The sequence below is a fragment of the Streptomyces sp. NPDC002156 genome, assembly GCF_053593675.1.
The window spans coordinates 111,275-133,313 of sequence record NZ_JBSFDA010000004.1; the positions used below are offsets into that span (position 1 = coordinate 111,275).

Sequence of the window (22,039 nt, forward strand, 5' to 3'; positions counted from 1 at the left end):
CTCCTCGTCCCCGGAGAACAACCTCTGATGGCATCTCGCACCCGCCGCCGCGGCGCCCGGAACGGCGCCCCCGGCGCCGCCCGGCGCCGACGGCTGCCCATGCGCCTGCTGCTGCCCTCGCTCATCCTGGTCGCCCTCATGGCGATGCTGATGCTGCGCGGGTACGTGCACAGCGAAATCCTCGCCGACCACCGCATCCAGACCGAGGCCTCCGCCGACCGGGTGCCGGAGAAGATCCTGGAGGGCGGGCCGGTCATCGACACCAGAAGCGGCCAGGCCACCACCCTGCAGATGCCCGACCACCGCCTCGTCCTCACGTTCGACGACGGCCCGGACCCCGAGTGGACCCCGAAGGTCCTGGACGTCCTGAAGAAGTACGACGCACACGCCGTCTTCTTCGTCACGGGCACCATGGCCTCGCGCTACCCGGAACTCGTACGGCGGATGGTGGACGAGGGGCACGAGGTGGGGCTGCACACCTTCAACCACCCCGACCTGTCCCTCCAGTCGAAGAAGCGGATCGACTGGGAACTGTCCCAGAACCAGCTGGCGCTCGCCGGTGCGGCGGGCATCCGTACGTCGCTGTTCCGGCCGCCGTACTCCTCCTTCGCCGACGCGATGGACAACAAGTCGTGGCCGGTCACGGAGTACATCGGCAAGCGCGGCTACATCACCGTCGTCAACAACACGGACAGCGAGGACTGGCGCAAGCCGGGCGTCGACGCGATCATCCGCCAGGCCACCCCCAAGGGCGGCAAGGGCGCGATCGTCCTCATGCACGACTCCGGCGGCGACCGTCACCAGACCGTCGAGGCCCTGGACCGCTTCCTGCCCGACATGAAGAAGAAGGGGTACGAGCTCCAGAACCTCACCGAGGCCCTGGACGCGCCCAGCGCGCACACCCGGGTCGCGGGCGTCGAACTGGCCAAGGGCAAGGCGTGGACCTTCCTGGTCCGGGCCTCCGACGGGATCACCTCCGTCCTGGTCGTCGGTCTCGCGATCATCGGCGTCCTCGTGTTCGCCCGGTTCGGCCTGATGCTGCTGCTCTCCGTCCTGCACGCCCGCCGCACCCGCCGCCCCGACTTCAGCTGGGGCCCGCCGATCACCGAACCGGTGTCGGTGCTGGTCCCGGCGTACAACGAGGCCAAGTGCATCGAGGCCACCGTGCGGTCACTGATGCGGAGCGAGCATCCCATCGAGGTGATCGTCATCGACGACGGGTCGAGCGACGGCACGGCCCGCATCGTCGAGAACATGGGCCTGCCGAACGTACGCGTCGTCCGCCAGCTCAACGCGGGCAAGCCCGCCGCCCTCAACAGGGGTGTGGCGAACGCCCGTTACAACCTGATCGTGATGATGGACGGCGACACGGTCTTCGAGCCGGGCACCGTCCGTGAACTCGTCCAGCCGTTCGGCGACCCGCGCGTGGGCGCCGTCGCCGGCAACGCCAAGGTCGGCAACAAGGACTCCCTGATCGGCGCCTGGCAGCACATCGAGTACGTGATGGGCTTCAACCTGGACCGCCGTATGTACGACGTCCTGGGCTGCATGCCGACGATCCCCGGCGCGGTGGGCGCGTTCCGCCGCTCGGCCCTGAAGCGGGTCGGCGGGATGAGCGACGACACGCTCGCCGAGGACACCGACATCACGATGGCCCTGCACCGCGACGGCTGGCGGGTCGTGTACGCGGAGAACGCCCGCGCCTGGACCGAGGCCCCGGAATCCGTCCAGCAGCTCTGGTCCCAGCGCTACCGCTGGTCGTACGGCACCATGCAGGCGATCTGGAAGCACCGCCGCTCCGTCGTCGAACGGGGCCCGTCGGGCCGCTTCGGCCGCGTCGGCCTGCCTTTCGTCTCCCTCTTCATGGTGGTGGCCCCGCTCCTGGCTCCCCTGATCGACGTGTTCCTGCTCTACGGGCTGGTGTTCGGCCCGACCGAGAAGACCGTCTTCGCCTGGCTGGGCGTCCTGGCCATCCAACTGATCTGCGCGGCCTACGCGTTCCGCCTCGACCGCGAGAAGATGACCCACCTGATCTCGCTGCCCCTGCAACAGATCCTCTACCGCCAGCTCATGTACGTCGTCCTGCTCCAGTCCTGGATCACCGCCCTCACCGGCGGCCGGCTGCGCTGGCAGAAGCTGCGGCGCACCGGGGTCGTCGGCTCGGCCCCCGACGCCGTACCGGCCGCCCGGACGAGCGGCAGCGACAACAGGAGGCCCGTGGGATGACCCAGCCACCCCCGGCGACGGACGCGACGTCCTCGCCGACGTACGACATCCCGCTCCAGCCGACGGCGGACGAACCGCCCGCCGCACCCCGGGCGAAGAAGCCCGGCCGCGACCGCTACCTGGACCTGCTCCGCAGCATCGCCCTGGTCCGAGTGATCGTCTACCACCTGTTCGGCTGGGCGTGGCTGACGATCCTGTTCCCCTCCATGGGCGTGATGTTCGCGCTGGCGGGCTCGCTGATGGCCCGCTCCCTGAACCGCCCGGCGGCCGGGGTCATCAAGGGCAGGATCAGGCGCCTGCTGCCCCCGCTGTGGGCGTTCAGCGTCGTGGCCCTGGCGCTGATGTTCATCGGCGGCTGGAACCCGACCAAGGATCCCGACCACGGCGGCACCTGGGGCCTGGTCGAACTCCTCAACTACATCGTCCCGATCGGCGCCCCGCCCTACCCCTGGAGCATCGGCTCCAAGTCGGGCGTCCTGGAGGACACCTGGGCGGTCCAGGCGGCGGGCCCGCTCTGGTACCTGCGGGCCTACCTCTGGTTCGTGATCGCCTCGCCGCTCCTGCTGTGGGCGTTCCGCCGCCTCCCGTGGGTGACCCTGCTCGCCCCGCTGGCCCTGACGGCGGTGGTCGGTACGGGCCTGGTGAAGATCCCCGGGGAAACCGGCAACGCGGTGACGGACTTCGCGATGTTCGGCGGCTGCTGGGTGCTGGGCTTCGCCCACCACGAGGGCCTGCTGAAGAAGATCCCGCGCTATCTCTCCGTGTCCTGCGCGGCCCTGATCATGGCTTTCGGCATCTGGTGGGCCTCGGGCCACAAGGGACCCGACGGCTGGGACCTCAACGACATCCCGCTGGCCCAGGCGACCTGGTCCTTCGGGTTCGTGGTGATCCTGCTCCAGTACTCCCCGTCGTGGCAGGAACTCCCGGGCCGCCTGGCGAAGTGGGACAAGCTGGTCACCCTCTCCAACAACAGGGCCGTCACGATCTACCTGTGGCACAACCTCCTGATCATGGCCACGGTTCCCCTGCTCGACCGCCTGTACGAACTCCCTTTCATGACCGAGGGGATGATGTCCGCGCTGGACACGACGTACATCCTGTGGATGTTCGTCCTGGTCTGGCCCCTGATCGGCCTGACGATCCTGTCCCTGGGCTGGATCGAGGACGTCGCCGCCAAGCGGAGCCCACGGCTGTGGCCGAACGGGGCGAAGCGCGGGGGAGGGCGACGGAAGGGCTGAGAGCGGGACGGCCCCGCTCGTCCTGTCGAGTGTCCTGTCGAGCGGGAGAACGAAGTTGAGCAAGGCACCGACGTCGACAGAGCCGTACCCCGGGCGTGCGCCGGTCTTCGGGCTGGTCACGCCCGAGGACTGGTACCGCATCCCGCTCCAGCCCCGGGAACGCCTCGAAGCGTCCGTGACCGCGCTGGTCAAGCGGCAGTTCGCCGGTGTCGACGACCAGCCGGTCCTGCGCCGCAGGACAGAGGAACAGCTGCTCGACACGGCCGAGGCGGGCGTCGAGCAGGGCGGCGTCGTGCTGTACCTGTCGTTCCTGGAGGCCGCCGGCATCCCGCTGTCCGCCTCCCTTCTCGTCTCCCACCTCCACCAGAGGTTCGACGGCCTGGACGCCGTCGCCGCGCTCGCCGGTTCGGGCGAGGTCGGGCTGACGAGGCTGCCCGCCGGACGGGCGGCCCGGCTGGTCCGGCGCGAGCGGTCCAAGCAGTCGCGGAAGCTGGGCTCCGAGTTCGAGGACACCGTCGTCGAGTACTTCGTCCCGGTCCCGGACCGCGACGAGGTGCTGATGCTGACGTTCAGCACTCCGCTGGAGCCGATCGCGGACGCCATGGTGGGACTGTTCGACGCGGTGGCCGGGACTCTGCGCTGGCAGAGGACCAGCGATGTGGAACACGCGGAACACAACGGGGAGTAAGCAGAGGGATGGGCGAGCGACTGAGGGTCGACACGGCCGACCTGGAGAAGGCCGGCTCAGGTCTCCGGACGGTGGCGACCGAGCTGGAAGGGCTCGACAAGCTCATGGACGCGTACGACCGCCGTACCGTCGGGCACCAGCAGCTCCACGAGCGGCTGCAGGACTTCTCGGACGGCTGGGACGACAACCGCAAGAAGATGATCGAGGAGATCCAGGGCCTCGGGAACGTCGCCCACGAGTCCGCCAAGGCGTACAAGGAACTGGATCTGCGTACGGAGGACCCCGAGGCCTGGGCCCGTGAGGTCGCGGCAGAGCACCTGGCCGAGGACGCGCCCGTCGAGTTGCGCGACGCGTTCGCCACGGACGTCCTCTGGTACTGGGCGGTGGCGGTCCGGCAGCGGGCGCTGTGCGCGGCGGTGCTGGCTCCACCGGAGAGCGCGGTCATCGCCTCGTACACGGTCCGGGAGCTGAGAATCCCGCCGGAGTCCCTCTCCGTCGCCGCCTTCCGCGCCGAGGCGGCCCGCGCGGAGGGTCCGTACTTCGGCGAGCAGGGACTCACGCAGGTCGAACTGCCGCTGGGACCGGCCCTCAGGGTCCACCGGCTGGAGCCGACGGCGCCGGACGCCGACAGCGGCACGATTGTGGAGGGCGTGGCCCACTACGTACTGCCGCATGCGCATCCCACGGCGCTGGAGTGCCGGTTGCTGTGGTCGACCCTGGGTTTCGGCGAGGAACTGGAGAAGACCGCCGACGAGCTGGCGAATTCAGTCCTTCTGGAGTGAGACCGACGGACGGCGGGACTGTGGGCGGGGGATTCCGAACAGGCGGCCCAGGCCGACCTTCTCCCAGGGGAACAGCCCCACCGGAACCCAGCTGAAGCCGATGACGCAGACCGCGACGAAGGTGGTGATCTGCTGGGGCAGAAGCCACCCCAGCAGGGACACGAGGATGGCCAGGACAAACACGTAGACGTCGAAGAGGACCAGCCCGAGAACCGTCATGGCCGCCTTGCGCACCCCCATCCGCGGTTCGTCCCCGGTGCCGCGCACCATGGCGATCAGCATCACCGGCAGGAACAGTCCGGGAATCGCCCCGAGAGCGATTCCGCCGATGATCAGAGCACCCTGCCCGTCCTCGTGGACCACCGACGACAGCGCGGAATCCCCCAGCCTCAGCATCAGGAACACACACCCGAACGCCCCGCCCATCATCGTCGCGAAGACAAGAAGGCACGCCACCGCGAAGAGCACGTTCCCGGCGAAGGTGCGCTTCGCAGGCTCCGCCTCGGGCCTGTCGGACCTGGACTCCGCGGACATGGACCCTCCCGTTCCCTGTGTGGGGTCCGCTAGAGAATAACGGGGCACCGGGACCCCCAGGAGTGGCCCGCCGTGCTCTGGCCGTGACCTCCGTCTGCGTAACCTCTCATCCCACCTCCTCGCGGGGTGAGAGCAAAGTTCCCTTCCGGTCACCCACAGCCACAGTGCGGAAACGCGCCCTGCCTACCTTCGGGACTCATCACCGCTCAGTACCCCGAAAAGAACCACCCGAGCCCCGGACCACCGTGGAGGCGTCATGACAGCCCCTAGTTCAGCCCCCGCACCCGGCAGGGGAGGCCGCTGGATCGAGCACTGGGATCCCGAGAACGAGGCCTTCTGGAACGCGACCGGCGAAAAGGTCGCCCGCCGCAACCTGTTCTTCTCCGTCCTGTCCGAGCACATCGGCTTCTCCATCTGGACGCTGTGGTCCGTGATGGTGCTGTTCATGGGACCGGAGTACGGGCTCACCCCGGCCGACAAGTTCTTCATCGTGTCGATGGCGACCGCCGTCGGAGCCGTCGTCCGCGTCCCCTACACCTTCGCCGTCGCCATCTTCGGTGGCCGGAACTGGACCATCGTCTCCGCGTCGCTCCTGCTCATCCCCACCATCGCGGCGTTCATCGTGATGGAGCCGGGCACGTCCTTCGGCACGTTCCTCGTCTGCGCCATGCTCGCCGGCATCGGCGGCGGCAACTTCGCCTCCAGCATGACCAACATCAACGCCTTCTTCCCGCTCAGGAAGAAGGGCTGGGCCCTCGGGCTCAACGCGGGCGGCGGCAACATCGGCGTCCCGGTCGTGCAGCTCATCGGCCTCGCGGTCATCGGAGCGAGCGGCGGACCGCGCGTACTCCTCGGGATCTACATCCCGCTCATCGTCATCGCCGCGGTCCTCGCAGCCGTCTACATGGACAACATCACGTCCGTGAAGAACGACACCGGCGCCGCCAAGGACGCCGCGAAGGACGCGCACACCTGGATCATGTCCTTCCTCTACATCGGGACGTTCGGGTCGTTCATCGGGTACAGCTTCGCGTTCGGCCTCGTCCTTCAGACGCAGTTCGGGCGTACGCCGCTCGAGTCCGCGTACGTCACCTTCATCGGCCCGCTGCTGGGCTCGCTGATCCGCCCCGTGGGCGGCTGGCTGGCCGACCGCTACGGCGGCGCGAAGATCACGCTGTGGAACTTCGTCGGCATGGCCGCAGCGACCGGCGTCATCGTGATGGCCTCGATGGAGAAGTCGCTGCCGCTGTTCACCACCGCCTTCATCTTCCTGTTCGTCCTCACCGGCCTCGGCAACGGCTCGACGTTCAAGATGATCCCCGGCATCTTCCACGCCAAGGCCCTCGCCAAGGGGCTGGACGGTGAAGAGGCCGCGGCGTACGGCCGTCGCCTGTCCGGTGCCTCCATGGGGCTCATCGGTGCGGTGGGCGCGCTCGGCGGCCTCGGCATCAACCTCGCCTTCCGCCAGTCCTTCCTGAGCGTCGGCTCCGGCACCGGTGCCTTCGTCGCCTTCCTCGCCTTCTACGGTGTGTGCTTCGTGGTCACCTGGGCCGTATACCTTCGCCGTCCGGCAGGCGCACAGGCCACAGAGACCACAGCCTCCGAGGCGAAGACGCAGCTCAGCTACGCCGAGGTGTGACACTGGCCCAAAGCGGCTTAAGTAACACCAGCGACATAAATCCGAACCGAGCCTGTCACGCGCCGTTGACAGGCTCGTTCGGCACGCCAGTGCCGGATGTGACCCGACTGCGGGACGAGAGCCATGTACGACGAAGAGCAGCGACCAGAACGACCGGCCCAACCTGACCACGGCCCCCTCGCGGGGTTCACCGTGGGTGTCACGGCCGCGCGTCGGGCCGATGAACTCGGGACACTCCTCCAGCGGCGGGGAGCGGCCGTCGTGCACGCGCCCGCCCTGCGGATCGTGCAGCTCGCCGACGACAGCGAACTCCTCGCGGCGACCAAGCAGCTGATCGGACAGGCGCCGGACATCGTCGTCGCCACCACCGCCATCGGCTTCCGGGGCTGGATCGAGGCCGCCGACGGCTGGGGGCTCGGCGAGGACCTGCTCGCCTGTCTCGGCGGGGTGGAACTGCTGGCGCGCGGCCCCAAGGTCAAGGGTTCCGTCCGGGCCGCCGGGCTCACCGAGCACTGGTCGCCGTCCTCCGAATCCATGGCCGAGGTGCTCGACCGGCTCCTGGAGGAGGGCGTCGACGGCCGCCGTATCGCCATCCAGCTGCACGGGGAGCCCCTGCCGGGCTTCGTGGAGTCGCTGCGGGCGGCAGGCGCGGAGGTCGTCGGCGTGCCCGTCTACCGGTGGATGCCACCGGAGGACATCGGCCCCGTCGACCGGCTCCTCGACGCCACGATCTCGCGAGGCCTGGACGCGCTCACGTTCACCAGCGCGCCGGCAGCGGCGTCGCTCCTCTCCAGGGCGGAGCACCGGGGGATGCTCCCCGAACTCCTGGCCGCCCTCCACCACGACGTGCTCCCCGCGTGCGTGGGCCCGGTCACGGCACTGCCGCTCCAGGCCCACGGCGTGGACACGGTGTCTCCGGAACGCTTCCGCCTGGGCCCGTTGGTCCAGCTCCTCTGCCAGGAACTCCCGGCCCGCGCAAGGGCGTTGCCCATCGCGGGCCACCGCGTCGAGATCCGAGGCCACGCGGTCCTGGTGGACGGCGCCCTACGCCCCGTCCCCCCGGCCGGCATGTCCCTCCTACGGGCCCTGTCCCGCCGCCCCGGCTGGGTCGTGGCCCGAGCGGAACTCCTCCGCGCCCTCCCCGGAGCCGGCCGAGACGAACACGCGGTAGAAACCGCGATGGCCCGCCTCCGCACGGCTTTGGGCGCCCCCAAACTGATCCAGACGGTGGTCAAGCGCGGCTACCGCCTGGCCCTGGACCCGGCGGCCGACGCGAAGTACTCCGACGCGTAGTTCTTCGTCCGCGGGCCGGTGGGGGCCGGTCGCGCAGTTCCCCGCGCCCCCATCGGGGGGGCGATGCGTGGTTTCTTCGTCCGCGGGCCGGTGGGGGCTGAGCGCGCAGTTCCCCGCGCCCCTGACGCCCCGGGCGCAACGCGCCCGATAGGGGCGCGGGGAACTGCGCGACAAGCCCCCACCGGGCCGCGGACGAAGAACCGCCCATCCCGCGGAGCGAGCCGCACGGGGGGTTCCGGCCACGGCACCGGCCAGGCACTGTAGAGGCAACGGTTCCCCCTGCCCCCGTCACTGGCATCCGCATCGGAGACGACCGTGGCCACAGCCTCAGCCTCGTACGAGCTGCGTTTCGACGCCGGGCGGATCTGCCTGGACCTGCTGGCGACCACCCACCCCGACGAACGGCTCGGCGCCGTCGAGCCGCTCCGTGCCTGGATCACCGCATCCGGGCTCGTCCCGCCCGGCACCCCCCTCCACCACGCCGACGACTCCTGGGCAGCCCGCTTCCGTGAACTCCGGGACCTCGTCGGCCGGTTGGTGCGAAGCCCCGCAGCCGTCGACCCGCCCCTCCTCGACCGCCTCAACGAACTCGCCCGCCCCGCGCCCCCGGCGCCCCGCGCGGTTCGCGCCGAAGACGGCACCCTCGTACGGGAGTTGCACGGGCCGCCCGACTGCGCGGCCCTGCTCGGCGTCGTCGCCCGGGACGCCGTGGAGCTGCTCACCGACCCCGTGGCACGCGCGTGTCTGCGGCAGTGCGAGGGCGACAACTGTCCGATCGTCTACCTCGACACCTCCCGGGGCAGACGACGCAGATGGTGTTCCAGTGAAATCTGCGGCAACCGGGAGCGGGTCGCGAGGCACCGCCGACGGGCCGCACTCGCACGCGCGTAGACCCTTCGTGAGTCAGGTGCGATCCGTTCACAGTTCTCTCATAGCGGGCCTGTCGGGCGGAATCGGGCCCACCAACTCCCGCAGGTTGCAGTGATGTTGATTACACGTGAGTTTCCAGTCGGCGTGCCGCGGGCATCGCCGTGATCTTGCCAATGTGGCGGAAATGTAAAGCACTTGCGGCGGGAATGTGCCCCCATGTCCCTCACGTCTCGTCCAGATAAAGAAAGTTGTGGTCGCACGTTGAACATCCCGCACGCCACTTCCGTACCTCGGGGGGAGCGACCGACTGGGGGAACCCGGGACAGCGGAGGTGGGCGTGCGCAAGGATTCCGTCGTGGCCAATGAACGAGCACCGAGGGCCCGACATCGCATGTCCCAGCCCTCGGAACCCGACGAGGACTTGATGCGTGCGCTGTACCGAGAGCACGCAGGGCCTCTCCTGGCATATGTCCTCAGGCTGGTCGCCGGAGACCGGCAACGAGCCGAGGACGTCGTGCAGGAGACACTTATCCGTGCCTGGAAGAACGCCGGTCAGCTCAATCGAGCAACCGGTTCGGTACGCCCCTGGCTGGTGACGGTCGCCCGGCGCATCGTCATCGACGGCCACCGCAGCCGGCAGGCCCGGCCGCAGGAGGTGGACCCGTCGCCGCTGGAGGTCATCCCCGCGGAGGACGAGATCGACAAGGCGTTGTGGCTGATGACGTTGTCGGACGCGCTGGACGACCTGACCCCTGCCCACAGGGAGGTCCTGGTCGAGACTTACTTCAAGGGGCGTACCGTAAACGAAGCCGCCGAAACGCTGGGCATACCCAGCGGAACGGTGCGCTCACGGGTGTTCTATGCCCTGCGTTCGATGAAGCTCGCACTGGAGGAGCGGGGGGTGACGGCATGAGCATTTACGGGGGGTTCGGAGCGGGTAGTCCTGGTTCCATGCGAGGAATGCAGGGTTCCCAGGGACCGAACGAACACGAAACCGTAGGCGCCTACGCCCTCGGCATCCTCGACGACGCGGAGGCCACGGCCTTCGAGGCACACCTCGCCGGCTGCGAGTGGTGCGCCCAGCAGCTCGACGAGCTGGCCGGGATGGAACCGATGCTGGCCGCCCTCGCGGACCTGCCCGGTGCCCAGGGATCCCCGGCCATCGGCGAGTCGCTGTCCGCCCGCCCGAGTCCGCAACTATCGACCAGACTGGTCGACGAGGTCGCGGAACGGCGTGCGACCAAGCGTCGCCGCAGCTTCTACATGGTGGCCGCCGCGGCAGCTCTCATCATCGGCGGCCCGGCCACGGTGTTCGCGACGACCAGCGGCAACACCAGTAACGAGGCCGCGCCCGCGCCGTCGTCGTCCGTGGCGAAGGCCACCGGTTCCGCCCAGGAAGCCTTCGCTCTCATGAGCGACCGGGTCTCGGCCACCGACCCCACCTCCAAGGTCACCGCGACCGTGGCGATGGACGACAAGACCTGGGGCGTCGGCGCGGTCCTGGAGCTGGCCGGCGTCAAGGGTCCGCTGAAGTGCTCGCTCATCGTCGTCGGCAAGGACGGCTCGCGCGAGACGATGTCCAACTGGTCCGTCCCGAAGTGGGGTTACGGCATCAAGGACTCGACGAACGCGGAGGCCCGCAACCCGCTCTACATCCACGGTGGAACGGCCTTCACCGCCGACGAGATCGATCACTTCGAGGTCGTCACCTCCACCGGCAAGCAGCTCGTCGAGGTCGACGCCTGACCTCTTCCGTACCTCTGTCAACCGCTCCGCGACCGCCCCAGGACGCCTCGTACGAAGACTCGTACGGTGTCCTGGGGCGGTTGCGTAGCCTCACGGCCTCCCTTTCGCGTACGGTTGACGGCTGCCCAGCACGTCAGAAGGGGGCCCGGTGGCCGCACAGGCTCAGCAGGAAACGGCGCTCGTACCGGTCGAGGACTCCTCAGTACAGGACTCCGTCCGCGACCGCGAGATCAGCGTCGAACAGGAACACCTGGACCGGGTGTACCGCAGGCTCGAGGAGAAGATCGACGAGGCCGAGTTCCTCATGCACGACGCGGCCAAGCGAGGCCAGGTCGGCACCCCTGGCGCGCTCGCCGAACGGGACGCCCAGGTGTTCCGCGCAGGCATCCACCTCAACAGGCTGAACAACGAGTTCGAGGACTTCCTCTTCGGCCGTATCGACCTGCTGCGGGGCATGGACGGCAAGAAGGGCCCGGACGGCGCGTACACGGCCGTGGAGCCCGCTGAGGGGGCCGTACGCCCCGACAGCACCGCGGACATCGCCGAGACCCTCCACATCGGCCGTATCGGCGTCCTCGACGAGGAGTACGCGCCCCTCGTCATCGACTGGCGCGCCCCGGCCGCCGCGCCCTTCTACCGCTCGACCCCGGTCGATCCGGGCCGGGTGGTCCGCCGGCGCGTCATCCGCTCCAAGGGCCGGCGTGTCCTCGGCGTCGAGGACGACCTGATGCGCCCCGAGCTGAAGGCGTCCCTGGACGGCCACGAGCTCGCGGTGATCGGCGACGGCGCCCTGATGGCGGCCCTCGGCCAGGCCCGCAGCCACACCATGCGGGACATCGTGTCGTCCATCCAGGCCGAACAGGACCTGGTGATCCGCGCCCCCGCCGCCTCGGTGACGTACGTCGAGGGCGGCCCCGGAACGGGAAAGACGGCCGTCGCCCTGCACCGCGCCGCCTACCTCCTCTACCAGGACCGCCGCCGGTACGCGGGCGGCATCCTGATCGTCTCGCCCACGCCCCTGCTCGTGGCGTACACGGAGGGCGTCCTGCCCTCCCTCGGCGAGGAGGGCCAGGTCGCGATCCGCGCCATCGGCTCCCTCGTCGACGGCGCCGAGGCCACCCTGTACGACGCCCCGGCCGTGGCCCGCGCCAAGGGCTCGTACCGCATGCTGCAAGTGCTGCGGAAGGCCGCGCGCGGCGCCCTGGAGCAGTACGACACGCCCACGGTGACGACCCGTCTGAGGGTCGTCGCCTTCGGCCGCCGTATCGAACTGGAGGCCGCCGAACTCGGCCGCATCCGCCAGTCGGCGCTCAGCGGCACGGCTCCCGTCAACCTGCTGCGCCCCCGCGCCCGCAAGCTCCTCCTGGACGCCCTGTGGGCCCGCTCAGGAGCCCAGGGCCGCCACACCGACCCGGAGCTGGCCGCGGAACTCCGCTCCTCCTTCGACGAGGACGTCACGACCGAGGACGACTTCATCGCGTTCCTCGACGCCTGGTGGCCGGAACTGACCCCTGCCTCCGTCCTCACGGCCATGTCCGACGAACGCCGCCTCGGCCGCTGGGCCCGCCGCATCCTGAACCCGGGCGAGGTCCGCCGGGTCGCCCGCTCCCTCAAGCGCGACGGCCTCTCGGTCCACGACGTGGCCATGCTCGACGAACTCCTCGCGATCCTCGGCACCCCGGCCCGCCCTCGCAAGAAGCGCGACCAGGACCCCCTGGACCACCTCACCGGCCTCGAAGAGCTGATGCCGGTACGGGAGGAGACGCAACGCGAACGCGCCGAGCGGCTCGCCGAGGAGCGCACCGAGTACGCCCACGTCATCGTCGACGAGGCACAGGACCTCACGCCGATGCAGTGGCGCATGGTCGGCCGCCGCGGCCGGCACGCCACCTGGACGGTCGTCGGCGACCCGGCCCAGTCCTCCTGGTCCGACCCCGACGAGGCGGGCGAGGCGAGGGACGAGGCCCTCGGCACCCGCCCCCGCCGTCGCTTCACCCTCACCGTCAACTACCGCAACCCGGCCGAGATCGCCGACCTGGCGGCGAAGGTCCTGGCCCTGGCGATGCCCGGCTCGGAGTCCCCGAGGGCGGTCCGCTCGACGGGAGTGGAACCGCGTTTCACAGCCGTACGGGGTTCCCTGGCCAAGTCGGTCCGCGAGGAGGCCGCGCGTCTCCTGGACCTCGTGGACGGGACAGTGGGCGTCGTGGTCGCCATGAACCGCCGCGAGGAGGCGGCCCGCTGGCTGGCGGGCCTGGGCGACCGCGTGGTGGCCCTGGGCAGCCTGGAGGCCAAGGGACTGGAGTACGACGCCACCGTGGTCGTCTCCCCGGCGGAGATCGCCGACGAGAGCCCGGCCGGCCTGCGCGTGCTGTACGTCGCCCTGACCCGGGCAACACAGCAGCTCACGGTCGTGTCGGCGGACCGCGACGAGCCCGATGCGCAAGGGGTGCCTGACCTTCTCCGTGACTGATGCCAAGACTGTGGCCGATGGGAATTGCCTTACGGGGATCGTTTGTTACCGTTGACGTGGCACCGGCTCGATCCAAGCCCCCGGGCCCAACCTTCGTCGCTACGAGCGACCACTTGCCGCGAGGCGAGCATGGCGGGTCGGTGCCACTTGAACGCAGAAGGCACATGAAGAGGTCCACGTCACCTGGTGACGTGGACCTCTTCGGCGTCAAGAACATATTGAGAACAAAACGTTCGCAATCGAGGCCCCGCTACCAGCTACCCAACGGTAGGTGCGACGATCGGACAGCAAACCAAGCATCAGGGTGAAAGCAGAAGGAAGTCGGCCATGGCAACGGCGCCCAGCGTCTCCTACTCGATCACGGTCCGGTTGGAGGTGCCCGCGAGCGGAACCGCGGTCTCTCAGATCACCACCGCCGTGGAGTCCTCCGGAGGCTCGGTGACCGGCCTCGACGTCACCGCCTCCGGCCACGAACTGCTCCGGATCGACGTCACCATCGCGGCCACCTCGACCGCGCACGCCGACGAGATCGTGCAGAAGCTCCGCGGCATCGAGGGCGTCAGCCTCGGCAAGGTCTCGGACCGTACGTTCCTCATGCACCTCGGCGGCAAGATCGAGATGCAGTCCAAGCACCCCATCCGCAACCGTGACGACCTCTCGATGATCTACACCCCGGGCGTGGCCCGCGTGTGCATGGCGATCGCCGAGAACCCCGAGGACGCCCGCCGCCTCACCATCAAGCGCAACACCGTCGCGGTCGTCACCGACGGCTCCGCGGTCCTCGGCCTCGGCAACATCGGCCCGATGGCCGCCATGCCGGTCATGGAGGGCAAGGCGGCCCTCTTCAAGCGCTTCGCCGACATCGACGCCTGGCCGATCTGCCTGGACACCCAGGACACCGACGAGATCGTCACGATCGTCAAGGCCATCGCCCCGGGCTTCGCCGGCATCAACCTCGAAGACATCTCGGCCCCGCGCTGCTTCGAGATCGAGGCCCGCCTCCGTGAGGCCCTCGACATCCCCGTCTTCCACGACGACCAGCACGGCACCGCGATCGTCGTCCTCGCCGCCCTCACCAACGCCCTGCGCGTCACGGGCAAGGCGATCGGCGACATCCGGGTCGTCATGTCCGGCGCCGGCGCGGCCGGTACGGCCATCCTCAAGCTGCTCATCGCGGCCGGCGTCAAGCAGGCGGTCGTCGCCGACATCCAGGGTGTCGTCCACGCGGGCCGCGCGGACCTGGTGAACGCGGCCCCCGACTCGCCGCTGCGCTGGATCGCCGACAACACCAACCTGGAGGGCCTCACCGGCACCCTCAAGGAGGCCGTGCGCGGCGCCGACGTCTTCATCGGCGTCTCCGCCCCGAACGTCATCGACGGCGACGACGTGGCCGCGATGGCGGACGACGCGATCGTGTTCGCGCTCGCGAATCCCGACCCCGAGGTCGACCCGGCGATCGCCCGTCAGACGGCGGCCGTCGTGGCCACCGGCCGCTCGGACTTCCCGAACCAGATCAACAACGTGCTGGTCTTCCCGGGTGTCTTCCGCGGCCTCCTGGACGCGCAGTCCCGCACGGTCAACACCGAGATGATGCTCGCGGCGGCCACCGCACTCGCGAACGTCGTCACCGAGGACGAGCTGAACCCGAACTACATCGTGCCGAGCGTCTTCAACGACAAGGTCGCGGGCGCGGTCGCGGGTGCGGTGCGCGAGGCGGCGAAGGCCGCGGCGGCTGCCGAGTAGGCGTCCACACGGGCAGACGGGCACAATATGTGACGGTTGCCACGGGCCCCCGTACCGGCGCGTCGGGGGCACCCCGCCCCCGGGCGCCTCTAGGGTGGCGGCCAGACTCAACCCGCTCGGCCCCGCGCCGGTGACGCTGTCCAGGTGACTCCCAAGGGTGTTCGTGTGACTCCCAGGGGTGCCGGATTGGCTTTCCCGCCGCAGGTGGGGGCAGGATGCGTCTTCGGGCGCGAGGGTCCGACGACGGACCCGGGTCCGGGGACCCACCGAGGACCCTGGCAACATCGGCTTCGCTGTGCCCACCGTGCGGCTCCGCCGCGGGGCACGCCTCAACAGCAAGAAGAACACGGGAGTAACGACATGAACCGCAGTGAGCTGGTGGCCGCGCTGGCCGACCGCGCCGAAGTGACTCGCAAGGACGCCGACGCCGTGCTGGCCGCGTTCGCCGAGACCGTCGGTGAGATCGTCGCCAAGGGCGACGAGAAGGTCACCATCCCCGGCTTCCTGACCTTCGAGCGCACCCACCGTGCCGCTCGCACCGCGCGCAACCCGCAGACCGGCGACCCGATCAACATCCCCGCCGGCTACAGCGTCAAGGTCTCCGCGGGCAGCAAGCTGAAGGAAGCGGCGAAGGGCAAGTAACTTGCCCTAGGGCTTGTATCAACGCCAATGGGGCGGCTCCCGGACTTCGGGTGCCGCCCCATCGTCGTTGCTGTCACCAAGGCCTCAACCTCCCCCACTCTCGGCTTCGCTCGAGCGGGGGGACCCCCAGGCCGGGCTGAAAGGTACCTATCCGAGCGCCTTGCCCGGCAGCTCCACCTTCGCGCCCAGTTCCACGAGCTTCTCCATGAAGTTCTCGTAGCCGCGGTTGATCAGGTCGATGCCGTGGACCCTGGAGGTGCCCTGGGCGGCCAGGGCCGCGATGAGGTACGAGAAGCCGCCCCGGAGGTCCGGGATGACCAGGTCGGCGCCCTGGAGGCGCGTGGGGCCCGACACGACCGCCGAGTGGAGGAAGTTGCGCTGCCCGAAGCGGCAGTGCGAGCCGCCGAGGCACTCGCGGTAGAGCTGGATGTGCGCGCCCATCTGGTTCAGCGCCGAGGTGAAGCCGAGCCGGGACTCGTACACCGTCTCGTGGACGATGGACAGGCCCGTCGCCTGCGTCAGGGCGACGACCAGCGGCTGCTGCCAGTCCGTCTGGAAGCCCGGGTGTACGTCCGTTTCGAGGGCGATGGACTTCAACTGGCCGCCCGGGTGCCAGAAGCGGATGCCCTCGTCGTCGATCTCGAAGGCGCCGCCGACCTTCCGGTAGGTGTTCAGGAACGTCATCATCGAGCGCTGCTGGGCGCCGCGGACGTAGATGTTCCCCTCGGTCGCCAGCGCCGCCGACGCCCACGACGCGGCCTCCAGACGGTCCGGGAGGGCCGCGTGGGTGTAGCCGCCGAGCTTGTCGACACCGGTGACACGGATGGTCCGGTCGGTGTCCATGGCGATGATCGCGCCCATCTTCTGCAGTACGCAGATGAGGTCCTCGATCTCCGGCTCCACGGCCGCGTTGGACAGCTCCGTGACGCCCTCCGCCAGCACCGCCGTCAGCAGGACCTGCTCGGTCGCGCCCACGGACGGATACGGCAGTGCGATCTTCGTACCGCGCAGCCGCTGCGGGGCCTCCAGATACTGCCCGTCCGCCCGCTTCTCGATCGTCGCGCCGAACTTCCGCAGCACCTCGAAGTGGAAGTCGATCGGCCGGCCGCCGATGTCGCAGCCGCCGAGGCCCGGGATGAACGCGTGTCCGAGCCGGTGCAGGAGGGGGCCGCAGAAGAGGATCGGGATACGGCTCGAACCCGCGTGCGCGTCGATGTCGGCGACGTTGGCGCTCTCCACGTGCGACGGGTCCATGATCAGCTCGCCGGGCTCCTCGCCCGGCCGGACCGTCACCCCGTGCAGCTGGAGCAGCCCGCGCACGACACGGACGTCACGGATGTCGGGGACATTGCGCAGTCGACTTGGCGCACTGCCCAGCAGGGCGGCCACCATGGCCTTCGGTACGAGGTTCTTCGCACCGCGGACACGGATCTCGCCCTCCAGCGGGGTGCCGCCGTGGACAAGCAGTACGTCGTCTGTGCCGTTGACCGTCATGTATCTCGCGTTCCGATGAGTTGGGCGGGGGTGTTGGGCGGGCCCGTCGTGCAGGACGCGGTCGTACAGGCACGCGCAGGAGCCGAAGAGACAGGGTAATCGCCGTACACCCCCCTTCTGTAAGCCCAAGCGCCGCCCAGCCGTGTCATAGCTTTGCCACAACACGAACCGTTCGCCGCCGGGCACATGCGGTCACCGGCGCCGGAATGCGCCCGCCCCGCTTCCCCGCGCCCTGAGCTGCGTTCACCCGGGTACCCCGATTGGCTCCCCGCACCGGGGGAAGATGCGGGATCATGTCAGGCATGACCGAGGTGTCCTCGCTCACAGGGCGGCTGCTCGTGGCCACGCCCGCCCTGGCGGACCCGAACTTCGACCGCGCGGTGGTGCTCCTTCTCGACCACGACGAGAAGGGCTCCCTCGGTGTCGTCCTCAACCGTCCGACCCCCGTGGACGTGGGCGACATCCTGGAGGGCTGGGCGGATCTCGCCGGCGCCCCCGGGGTCGTCTTCCAGGGCGGCCCGGTCTCCCTCGACTCCGCGCTCGGCATCGCGGTCATCCCCGGCGGCGGGATGTCCGGGGAGCGCACCCCGCTCGGCTGGCGGCGCGTGCACGGCGCGATCGGCCTCGTCGACCTGGAGGCCCCGCCCGAACTGCTCGCCAAGGCGCTCGGCTCGCTGCGGATCTTCGCCGGGTACTCGGGCTGGGGACCGGGCCAGCTGCAGGACGAGCTGACGGACGGGGCCTGGTACGTCGTCGAGTCGGAACCGGGGGACGTCTCCTCGCCGTCCCCGGAACGCCTGTGGCGCGAGGTGCTCAGACGCCAGCGCAGCGAACTCGCGATGGTCGCCACGTACCCGGACGACCCTTCGCTCAACTGAGGGCTGTGACCTTCAGTACCCTTGGCGGTTATGAGCACTCTTGAGCCTGAGACCCAGCCCCAGCGCGGGACTGGTACGGGGACCCTCGTCGAACCGGCGCCGCAGACCTCGCACGGCGACGGCGACCACGAGCGCTTCGCCCACTACGTCCAGAAGGACAAGATCATGGCGAGCGCCCTCGACGGGACTCCCGTCGTGGCGCTGTGCGGCAAGGTGTGGGTGCCGGGCCGCGACCCGAAGAAGTACCCGGTGTGTCCCATGTGCAAGGAGATCTACGAGTCCATGGGCTCCGGCGGCGACGAGGGCAAGGGCGACGGCAAGAAGTAGGGCTGCGCGCTGGTCGGTTGTTCAGTAGAGCGAGGGCCTGTCCGGCGGGCCAGACCCCGCGTCTGCGAGCTGGCCCGCCGGACAGGCCCTCGGGTCCCCAGGGTGCGTTTTGCGTGCCCTGGGGACCTTTGCGCTGTCTGTCGTTGCACGGGGTGCTTCGGCCGGTCACAGAGTGGTGGAGACGTGGTCAAGACCTCTTGTGGCCATGTCCATGTAGTCCATAACCTCCGTGGTGTTGTGCAGAGCGAAACATCCATTGCGCATGTTGCAACGCTTTTACCGGAGGAAACGCCAGATGAAGCACTCTGTCCGATCTGTTCGATCTGCTCGGCTGGTCGCCTCCGTGGCCGCCCTGGCCCTCGCCGGGCTCACCGCCACCGCCTGTGCCCCCGAAACCTCGGACAACTCCTCCTCCGGCAAGGACGAGCAGACCGGCACCCTGCGCGTGTGGCTCTTCCAGGAGGTCGGCAACGCCCCCAAGGAGAAGGTCGTCACCTCGGTCGTCGACGCCTTCGAGAAGGCCCACAAGGGCGCCGAGGTCAAGATCGAGTACATCCCCGTCGAGACCCGCGCCCAGCGCATCAAGGCCGCCTTCAACGACCCGAAGAGCGCCCCCGACGTCATCGAGTACGGCAACACGGACACCGCCGGTTACGTCGCCGACGGCGGACTCCTCGACATCAGCAAGGAGTTCGCGGCCTGGGACGAGTCGTCGGACACCGACCCGACGGCCCGTCAGTCCGTCACCGTCGAAGGCAAGGTCTATGGCGCTCCCTTCTTCGTGGGCGTCCGCGCTCTGTACTACCGCACCGACATCTTCAAGGAACTCGGCCTCGAAGTCCCCAAGACCCTGGCCGAGTTGACCGAGACCGCCCACGCGATCCGGGCGGCCAAGCCCGACCTGTACGGGATCGCGGTCGGCGGCGCCTACACCTACGGCGCGATGCCGTTCGTCTGGGCCAACGGCGGCGAACTCGCCACCGGCCGGGGCGGATCGTACGCCTCCGCCATCGACAGCACCGCCGCACAGAAGGGCATCAAGGCCTACACCTCCCTCTTCGGCGACGACAACTGTCCCGCCGCCAAGTGCGCGGGCATGGGTGGCAACGACAGCGTCACCGCCTTCGCCGCGGGCAAGGCCGGCATGGTGATCGGCGGCGACTTCAGCCACACGGCCGTCGAGGCCGGCAAGGTGAAGGGCAAGTACGCGGTCGTACCGCTGCCGGGCGTCACGGCCGGCTCGGTGGCGCCGGCGTTCGCGGGCGGGAACAACCTCGGTGTGCTGAACAGCACTTCGCATCGCACGCTCGCGGTTCAGCTGATGGAACAGCTCGCCTCGAAGCAGACGCAGACGGAGCTTTTTGACGCGATGGGTTTTCTGCCCACGTTCGCGGACACGCGGGCCGTGGTCGCCAAGAAGGAGCCGTTTGTCGCGCCGTTCGTGAAGACGCTGGCTGCGGGCACGAAGTTCGTGCCGGCTTCTCCCGCGTGGTCGCAGATCGACTCGTCGTTGGTGTTGCCGACGATGTTCCAGGAGATCGTCAGCGGTAAGAAGGATGTTGCGGCTGCCTCTGCCGACGCGGCGAAGAAGATGGATGACGCGTTTGGGTCTGTGGGGTGACGGCGCCTACTCGGGTGGGGGGTGCGGAGGGTTTGCGCGTGCCGGTCCGTCGTGGCTTGTCGCGCAGTTCCCCGCGCCCCTCTGGTAGGTCCAGTGCCCCCTGGCTTTATCTTGCCCCTGCTCTTGTCGTCCTTGGGGGGCTGCTTCTTTACCCGATTTATCAGCTTGGGTTGATCTCCTTCTTTGACTACACCCAGGCGCAGGTGAGTGGTGGCAAACCGACCACCTTCGAAGGGCTTGCCAACTACCGGGAGATCTTTTCTGACTCCCAGTTCTGGCAGGTGCTGCTGGCGACCGTGGTCTTCGCGGCGGCCTGTGTGGTGTCCACGCTCTCCGTCGGGTGTGCGCTCGCCGTGCTGCTGACTCGTGTCCGTGCGCTGCCCCGCCTCGCGTTGATGCTGGCGGCGCTCGGGGCGTGGGCGACGCCCGCGGTCACCGGGTCCACCGTCTGGCTGTTCCTGTTCGACCCCGACTTCGGGCCCGTCAACCGGGTGCTGGGCCTCGGCGACCACTCATGGACGTACGGCCGGCTGAGCGCCTTCTTCCTGGTGCTGCTCGAAGTGGTGTGGTGCTCCTTCCCGTTCGTGATGGTCACTGTGTACGCGGGGATCCGTGCCGTACCGGCCGAGGTGCTGGAGGCGGCCGCCCTGGACGGCGCGTCCCAACTGCGCATCTGGCGCTCGGTGCTGGCGCCGATGCTCCGCCCGATCCTGGTGGTTGTCACCATCCAGTCGGTCATCTGGGACTTCAAGGTCTTCACACAGATCTATGTGATGACGAACGGCGGCGGTATCGCCGGCCAGAACCTCACCCTCAACGTCTACGCCTACCAACAGGCCTTCGCCTCCTCCCAGTACAGCCTCGGCTCGGCGATCGGGATCGTGATGCTGCTGATCCTGCTCGCCGTGACGCTCGTGTATCTGCGGCTGCTGCGCAGGCAGGGGGAGGAACTGTGATGTCCGGCAACGTTGTCCAAGGTGTCCGGGGCGTGCGAGGTGTCCAGCGGTTCGTACGGCGGCCCTGGCGGCTGGCCGCCGAGGTGTCGGCGCTGCTGATCGCGGCCGTCGTCGCCTTCCCCCTCTACTGGATGGTGCTCAGCGCCTTCAAACCGGCCGGCGAGATCGAGTCGACCGAGCCTCGGCCCTGGACGCTGGAACCGTCCCTGGACTCCTTCCGGCGGGTCTTCGGACAGCAGGAATTCGGCCGTTACTTTCTCAACAGCCTTGTGGTCGCCTGCTCGGTGGTCGTCGTCTCGGCGCTGATCGCGTTTCTCGCGGCGACCGCGGTGACCCGATTCCGGTTCCGATTCCGGACCACCCTGCTGATCATGTTCCTGGTGGCCCAGATGGTGCCCGTGGAGGCGCTCACCATCCCGCTGTTCTTCCTCATGCGGGACTTCGGGCAGCTGAACACGCTGGGCGCCCTGATCCTGCCGCACATCGCCTTCTCGCTGCCCTTCGCGATCTGGATGCTGCGGGGCTTTGTGAAGGCCGTTCCGGAGGCGCTGGAGGAGGCCGCCTACATCGACGGGGCGAGCCGGTCGCGATTCCTGTGGCAGATCCTTTTCCCGCTGGTCTTCCCGGGGTTGGTGGCCACGAGCGTGTTCTCCTTCATCTCGGCCTGGAACGACTTCCTGTTCGCCAAGTCGTTCATCATCAGCGACACCTCCCAGTCGACGCTGCCGATGGCCCTCCTGGTCTTCTACAAGCCCGACGACCCGGACTGGGGCGGCGTGATGGCGGGCTCGACCGTGATGACGATTCCGGTGCTGGTGTTCTTCGTACTCGTACAGCGGCGCCTGGTCTCCGGGCTCGGCGGCGCCGTCAAGGACTGAAGGGTCTGATCATT

The 22,039-nt window shown here is 69.1% G+C and carries 19 protein-coding genes; 17 read left to right on the top strand and 2 right to left on the bottom strand.

Annotation, left to right across the window (positions count from 1 at the left end; genetic code table 11):
• Nucleotides 1–27: 27 nt before the first annotated feature.
• Genes ACWCRB_RS03570 through ACWCRB_RS03585 form a run of 4 tightly spaced genes read left to right on the top strand, consistent with a single transcriptional unit; the run spans nucleotide 28 to nucleotide 4,934 of the window.
• Nucleotides 28–2,226, top strand: coding sequence for a polysaccharide deacetylase family protein (locus ACWCRB_RS03570; protein ID WP_450994428.1), 2,199 nt, complete (start codon nucleotides 28–30; stop codon nucleotides 2,224–2,226).
• A complete protein-coding gene (locus ACWCRB_RS03575; protein WP_450994429.1) occupies nucleotides 2,223–3,464 on the top strand; it encodes an acyltransferase family protein in 1,242 nt (413 codons plus the stop codon). The genes ACWCRB_RS03570 and ACWCRB_RS03575 overlap by 4 nt, the downstream gene beginning before the upstream one ends.
• 55 nt (nucleotides 3,465–3,519) lie before the next feature.
• Nucleotides 3,520–4,152: a hypothetical protein gene (locus tag ACWCRB_RS03580; RefSeq protein ID WP_450994430.1), complete on the top strand. Its 633-nt coding sequence runs from the start codon at nucleotides 3,520–3,522 to the stop codon at nucleotides 4,150–4,152.
• Between the two features lie 8 nt (nucleotides 4,153–4,160).
• Nucleotides 4,161–4,934, top strand: a complete 774-nt coding sequence (locus tag ACWCRB_RS03585) for a hypothetical protein (protein WP_450994431.1) — start codon at nucleotides 4,161–4,163, stop codon at nucleotides 4,932–4,934.
• On the opposite strand, the gene ACWCRB_RS03590 is transcribed toward ACWCRB_RS03585, so the two are convergent.
• Nucleotides 4,917–5,468 (bottom strand): hypothetical protein, encoded by a 552-nt coding sequence (locus ACWCRB_RS03590; RefSeq protein WP_450994432.1) that lies wholly within the window; start codon nucleotides 5,466–5,468, stop codon nucleotides 4,917–4,919. The genes ACWCRB_RS03585 and ACWCRB_RS03590 overlap by 18 nt on opposite strands.
• A 256-nt stretch (nucleotides 5,469–5,724) precedes the next feature.
• Between ACWCRB_RS03590 and ACWCRB_RS03595 the strand changes: the two genes are divergently transcribed.
• The 8 genes from ACWCRB_RS03595 (at nucleotide 5,725) to ACWCRB_RS03630 (ending at nucleotide 15,871) form a co-directional block, all read left to right on the top strand.
• A complete protein-coding gene (locus tag ACWCRB_RS03595) occupies nucleotides 5,725–7,107 on the top strand; it encodes a nitrate/nitrite transporter (protein WP_450994433.1) in 1,383 nt (460 codons plus the stop codon).
• Between the two features lie 123 nt (nucleotides 7,108–7,230).
• Nucleotides 7,231–8,400 carry a uroporphyrinogen-III synthase gene (locus ACWCRB_RS03600; RefSeq protein ID WP_450994434.1) on the top strand — a complete coding sequence of 390 codons (1,170 nt, stop codon included), beginning with the start codon at nucleotides 7,231–7,233 and terminating at the stop codon, nucleotides 8,398–8,400.
• A 315-nt stretch (nucleotides 8,401–8,715) separates the two neighbouring features.
• Nucleotides 8,716–9,291: a CGNR zinc finger domain-containing protein gene (locus ACWCRB_RS03605; protein WP_450994435.1), complete on the top strand. Its 576-nt coding sequence runs from the start codon at nucleotides 8,716–8,718 to the stop codon at nucleotides 9,289–9,291.
• Nucleotides 9,292–9,661: 370 nt separating this feature from the next.
• Complete coding sequence (locus ACWCRB_RS03610) at nucleotides 9,662–10,183, top strand: sigma-70 family RNA polymerase sigma factor (RefSeq protein ID WP_044471680.1); 522 nt, start codon at nucleotides 9,662–9,664, stop codon at nucleotides 10,181–10,183.
• A gap of 47 nt (nucleotides 10,184–10,230) precedes the next feature.
• Nucleotides 10,231–11,016, top strand: a complete 786-nt coding sequence (locus ACWCRB_RS03615; RefSeq protein WP_450994436.1) for an anti-sigma factor family protein — start codon at nucleotides 10,231–10,233, stop codon at nucleotides 11,014–11,016.
• A 148-nt stretch (nucleotides 11,017–11,164) separates the two neighbouring features.
• Nucleotides 11,165–13,486 (top strand): HelD family protein, encoded by a 2,322-nt coding sequence (locus tag ACWCRB_RS03620; protein WP_450994437.1) that lies wholly within the window; start codon nucleotides 11,165–11,167, stop codon nucleotides 13,484–13,486.
• 327 nt (nucleotides 13,487–13,813) lie between these two features.
• The gene (locus ACWCRB_RS03625) at nucleotides 13,814–15,229 is read left to right on the top strand and encodes a malic enzyme-like NAD(P)-binding protein (protein WP_450994438.1); all 1,416 of its coding nucleotides are present in this window, start codon (nucleotides 13,814–13,816) and stop codon (nucleotides 15,227–15,229) included.
• A gap of 360 nt (nucleotides 15,230–15,589) precedes the next feature.
• Nucleotides 15,590–15,871, top strand: a complete 282-nt coding sequence (locus tag ACWCRB_RS03630; protein ID WP_105974351.1) for an HU family DNA-binding protein — start codon at nucleotides 15,590–15,592, stop codon at nucleotides 15,869–15,871.
• Between the two features lie 147 nt (nucleotides 15,872–16,018).
• On the opposite strand, the gene murA is transcribed toward ACWCRB_RS03630, so the two are convergent.
• Nucleotides 16,019–17,365 carry a UDP-N-acetylglucosamine 1-carboxyvinyltransferase gene (gene murA / locus ACWCRB_RS03635; RefSeq protein WP_450994439.1) on the bottom strand — a complete coding sequence of 449 codons (1,347 nt, stop codon included), beginning with the start codon at nucleotides 17,363–17,365 and terminating at the stop codon, nucleotides 16,019–16,021.
• Between the two features lie 302 nt (nucleotides 17,366–17,667).
• On the opposite strand from murA, the gene ACWCRB_RS03640 reads away from it, so the two are divergent.
• The 5 genes from ACWCRB_RS03640 (at nucleotide 17,668) to ACWCRB_RS03660 (ending at nucleotide 22,025) form a co-directional block, all read left to right on the top strand.
• Complete coding sequence (locus ACWCRB_RS03640; protein WP_369035592.1) at nucleotides 17,668–18,243, top strand: YqgE/AlgH family protein; 576 nt, start codon at nucleotides 17,668–17,670, stop codon at nucleotides 18,241–18,243.
• A gap of 30 nt (nucleotides 18,244–18,273) precedes the next feature.
• Nucleotides 18,274–18,570, top strand: a complete 297-nt coding sequence (locus ACWCRB_RS03645) for a DUF3039 domain-containing protein (RefSeq protein WP_053741615.1) — start codon at nucleotides 18,274–18,276, stop codon at nucleotides 18,568–18,570.
• Between the two features lie 295 nt (nucleotides 18,571–18,865).
• Nucleotides 18,866–20,191: an extracellular solute-binding protein gene (locus ACWCRB_RS03650; RefSeq protein ID WP_450994440.1), complete on the top strand. Its 1,326-nt coding sequence runs from the start codon at nucleotides 18,866–18,868 to the stop codon at nucleotides 20,189–20,191.
• Nucleotides 20,192–20,229: 38 nt separating this feature from the next.
• Nucleotides 20,230–21,147 carry a carbohydrate ABC transporter permease gene (locus ACWCRB_RS03655; RefSeq protein ID WP_450994441.1) on the top strand — a complete coding sequence of 306 codons (918 nt, stop codon included), beginning with the start codon at nucleotides 20,230–20,232 and terminating at the stop codon, nucleotides 21,145–21,147.
• On the top strand, nucleotides 21,147–22,025 hold the full coding sequence (locus ACWCRB_RS03660) for a carbohydrate ABC transporter permease (protein ID WP_450994442.1): 879 nt from the start codon (nucleotides 21,147–21,149) through the stop codon (nucleotides 22,023–22,025). The genes ACWCRB_RS03655 and ACWCRB_RS03660 overlap by 1 nt, the downstream gene beginning before the upstream one ends.
• Nucleotides 22,026–22,039: the final 14 nt, after the last annotated feature.

Bases quoted from the DNA above. Each gene is read 5' to 3' on its own strand.
- ACWCRB_RS03570 (WP_450994428.1), top strand. From the start codon at position 28: ATGGCATCTCGCACCCGCCGCCGCGGCGCCCGGAACGGCGCCCCCGGC.
- ACWCRB_RS03575 (WP_450994429.1), top strand. From the start codon at position 2,223: ATGACCCAGCCACCCCCGGCGACGGACGCGACGTCCTCGCCGACGTAC.
- ACWCRB_RS03585 (WP_450994431.1), top strand. From the start codon at position 4,161: ATGGGCGAGCGACTGAGGGTCGACACGGCCGACCTGGAGAAGGCCGGC.
- ACWCRB_RS03590 (WP_450994432.1), bottom strand. From the start codon at position 5,468: ATGTCCGCGGAGTCCAGGTCCGACAGGCCCGAGGCGGAGCCTGCGAAG.
- ACWCRB_RS03595 (WP_450994433.1), top strand. From the start codon at position 5,725: ATGACAGCCCCTAGTTCAGCCCCCGCACCCGGCAGGGGAGGCCGCTGG.
- ACWCRB_RS03600 (WP_450994434.1), top strand. From the start codon at position 7,231: ATGTACGACGAAGAGCAGCGACCAGAACGACCGGCCCAACCTGACCAC.
- ACWCRB_RS03610 (WP_044471680.1), top strand. From the start codon at position 9,662: ATGTCCCAGCCCTCGGAACCCGACGAGGACTTGATGCGTGCGCTGTAC.
- ACWCRB_RS03615 (WP_450994436.1), top strand. From the start codon at position 10,231: ATGCAGGGTTCCCAGGGACCGAACGAACACGAAACCGTAGGCGCCTAC.
- ACWCRB_RS03625 (WP_450994438.1), top strand. From the start codon at position 13,814: ATGGCAACGGCGCCCAGCGTCTCCTACTCGATCACGGTCCGGTTGGAG.
- ACWCRB_RS03630 (WP_105974351.1), top strand. From the start codon at position 15,590: ATGAACCGCAGTGAGCTGGTGGCCGCGCTGGCCGACCGCGCCGAAGTG.
- murA (WP_450994439.1), bottom strand. From the start codon at position 17,365: ATGACGGTCAACGGCACAGACGACGTACTGCTTGTCCACGGCGGCACC.
- ACWCRB_RS03640 (WP_369035592.1), top strand. From the start codon at position 17,668: ATGACCGAGGTGTCCTCGCTCACAGGGCGGCTGCTCGTGGCCACGCCC.
- ACWCRB_RS03645 (WP_053741615.1), top strand. From the start codon at position 18,274: ATGAGCACTCTTGAGCCTGAGACCCAGCCCCAGCGCGGGACTGGTACG.
- ACWCRB_RS03650 (WP_450994440.1), top strand. From the start codon at position 18,866: ATGAAGCACTCTGTCCGATCTGTTCGATCTGCTCGGCTGGTCGCCTCC.
- ACWCRB_RS03660 (WP_450994442.1), top strand. From the start codon at position 21,147: ATGTCCGGCAACGTTGTCCAAGGTGTCCGGGGCGTGCGAGGTGTCCAG.